We start from the raw sequence: 2,953 nt of genomic DNA, 5'->3' as shown, positions 1-2,953 counted from the left end.
TTGGCTATACACCGCAAGAATGCAGTCTTATTAAAGGAACTCTTGAATGCGCCCCAGAAACTGCCTGAGGTAATGAAAACAGTCAATAAAACCCTGCTCAAACACTTTGACGAAATCGTCAACAGCTTCAAAACCTCATATTCAAACGGTCCTGTGGAAGGTACCAACAACAAAATCAAGGTTATCAAGAAGACTGCCTATGGCTTTAGAAACTTTGCCAACTTCCGCCTGCGTATTCTCCTGGCATTAAAGACCAGTTTTTTAAGCATGAATATGCGCAGAGAGATCAAAAAAGCCACCCATCCCATTCAGGAACAGGCAGCTTGATCAAGCTATACCAATTTTTTGAAATTTTAAATATCAATGCCCATCAGTACCACTTGACGAAGAGCCATTTTTTATCTGTTTCGCGTTAAAAAATGGAGATCTTCTTTTATTTGTTTGAGTTAGTTTCTAAAAGCTCTTGCATTTCATCTTTTTCAGGGGTAACATACAAAGTCTTTTGACCTTCATAGATCACATAACCTGGTTTTGCGCCGTTGGGTTTATGAATATTTCTAACTGGAACATAGTCTATCGCTACATTCGCCGAAGCACGAGCCTTTGAAAAATAAGCAGCCAAATAGGCAGCTTGCAGGAGCGTCTGCTTGCTGGGTTCCTTAGAATGCACAATTACGTGAGAGCCCGGAAGATTTTTGACGTGGAGCCAGATATCGTCTTTCCGAGCGGTTTTTAATGTCAAACGGTCATTTTGCAGGTTGTTTCTGCCAACTGAGATCTTAACCCCATCGGAACTGCTAAATTCTGCAGGCTGACTTTGTTTGGCTTGGCGCGTTTTTTTGTTATTCTGTCGTTTATTTTGCTGTCTTAAATATCCTTGCTGCTGCAATTCCAATTTTATCTGAGGCAGACCAGCCGGATCAGCGAGTTCAATTGCGGTTTCAATCGATTCTAAGTAGCTGATTTCTTGTTTGGTTAGTTGGATCTGCTTGTTCAAAAAAAGTACAGCGTTTTTTAATTTCTGGTAACGTTTAAAATATTTTTGCGCATTTTGTGAGGGGCTTAGTTGTTTGGATAAATCGATTTTCAACATTTTGTTGTCCTCATAGTAATTGGGCAGCGTGATCTCTGCTTGGCCTTGTTGGACCTGATAGAGATAGGTTGTTAAAATTTCCCCTTTAATGCGGTATGAGTCTGCTTGCTGTGTAGCCGCTAATTCTTTTTCCTGTTTTTTTAGTTTGCGCTGGTTTTTGCGCAGGTTGGTGGTTACAACCTTGATCAATTGCGATCCTTGCTGACGAACACGTTCACGTTCAGCTTTTTCCTGGTAAAAGACATCTAACATTTGACTTAATGAATCCCAGTGTGAATGGATCGGAAATTCGCCAGAAATGAAAGTGAAGTCAAGCTTATCGTTTTGTTCGAGAATAATCGGATCAGGATGAGTTGTTTTGTCCAGAAAAGCAGCAAAAGCCTGCGGCAAAGAAGCAAATTTAGTTGAATGTAAAGTGTCAGCTAAAATTAACCCTGACAAACGGGAAAAACCTTGATAAGTTTTTACTAGTTCAGCAGCCAATACATCGCGGTTCGCATATTTTTCAACTAATTCTTGGTATAGTAGTGTTTGAGCAGTAAAAGGGTCGATTTTATCTTGCTTAGGCGGCTGTTTATAGGTCGAGCCAGGTAAAAGTGTACGGTAGCGATCCTGTTCCACAGGGACATGTTTGATTGCATCCAAGACTTTTTCACTGTGAGCGTCAAGCAAAATGACATTGCTGTGCCTGCCCATAATTTCGATACTTAGCTGTAAAGTAATTAAATCTCCCAACTCATTGCGGCTCGTGAAATCAAGGTAGATCACCCGATCATTTTCTAATTGCCAAATATTAGTTATACGGGCGCCGTCCAAGTATTTTCGCAGCATCATTGTAAAATTAGTTGGTGTTTGTGGATTAGCATACGGAATATGGGTAATTTGGATCCGGGCGTAATTGGGATTTGCAGAAAGCAAGAGCGGGTAATTTTGGCGGTTAGCGCGAATCGTAAGAATGACCTCATTGCTATAGGGTTGCGAAATTTTAGTAACTCGGCCGCCTGATAACAGGTCATTAAGCTCATGGACCATCGCATGTGCAAATAAGCCATCAAAAGCCATAATGATTCCTCCTATAAATAAGTTCTATGCTACAATTTTAACCTTAATCTGCTTTATGAGCAAAAAAATATTGAACCTTAGCAAATTAGCCAAACTTGGTACATACAATTTTAAATGTTGTGTATTTTAAAGTTTGCTATTGTTTGTTTCTGAAATAAGTTGTAATATACAATTAAGATTAAGATAGGGGAGTGTAAATTCATTGAAAGAAAGCTTAGCAGCTTTGATAGATGTCCAGAGAAACTATCAGCAGATCCTTAAAAAAATGACAAAAAAACATTCTTTAACGATTGCTGAATGGCAACTAATGCAAAATATTTCCGACGGCAATCAGACTCAAACGCAGCTGGTAGCAGTTACCCAATTGGATGTGTCGACGCTCAGCCGACAATTGGGTCGACTAGTTGAAAAGAAACTACTGGCGGTTGAAAAGCTGGAAGAAAAAGGAGCTGCACGTAAAAAATATCTTTATCAGCTGACCGATGTTGGGCGAAAAGCTTTTGAAGATATGCAAGCAGATTTCTTCAGCATGAGTCAGGATTTATTTGGACCGTGGACAAAAGAAGAACAAAATTTATTGAAAATCTTGTTAAACCGGTTGAAAACTAGTTTTGAGAGGATCTAAGTGTAAAGTTTTGGTTGGTTTTAAAAAATTAGGGCTTTTTCTTCTAGTTTGAATGTTCACAAAGTTGTGCAACCTAAAAATAGTGCTTGCTAAACATCAAAAAGTACTATTATCCTTATACATGTAATCATCACAAAACATGAAAAGAGGATAATAGCCCCATGGATAATATT

The 2,953-nt window shown here is 39.0% G+C and carries 3 protein-coding genes; 2 read left to right on the top strand and 1 reads right to left on the bottom strand.

Features of this window, described 5'->3' with window-relative positions:
- Positions 1–327: transposase (locus LFYK43_RS11955; protein WP_174713998.1), on the top strand; the 327-nt coding region annotated here is incomplete at its 5' end.
- A 106-nt stretch (positions 328–433) separates the two neighbouring features.
- On the opposite strand, the gene LFYK43_RS11950 is transcribed toward LFYK43_RS11955, so the two are convergent.
- The gene (locus tag LFYK43_RS11950) at positions 434–2,155 is read right to left on the bottom strand and encodes an Rqc2 family fibronectin-binding protein (protein ID WP_124978569.1); all 1,722 of its coding nucleotides are present in this window, start codon (positions 2,153–2,155) and stop codon (positions 434–436) included.
- Positions 2,156–2,357: 202 nt separating this feature from the next.
- Here LFYK43_RS11950 and LFYK43_RS11945 point away from each other — a divergent pair, with 202 nt between their 5' ends.
- Entirely contained in the window at positions 2,358–2,780 is a 423-nt protein-coding gene (locus tag LFYK43_RS11945; protein WP_124978567.1) for a MarR family winged helix-turn-helix transcriptional regulator, read from the top strand.
- Positions 2,781–2,953: the final 173 nt, after the last annotated feature.

The organism is Ligilactobacillus salitolerans (assembly GCF_003864415.1).
Taxonomy (GTDB): domain Bacteria; phylum Bacillota; class Bacilli; order Lactobacillales; family Lactobacillaceae; genus Ligilactobacillus; species Ligilactobacillus salitolerans.
Note: the sequence above shows the minus strand (reverse complement) of the source record. Positions and strands in the feature narration are given on the sequence as shown.

Bases quoted from the DNA above. Each gene is read 5' to 3' on its own strand.
- LFYK43_RS11950 (WP_124978569.1), bottom strand. From the start codon at position 2,155: ATGGCTTTTGATGGCTTATTTGCACATGCGATGGTCCATGAGCTTAAT.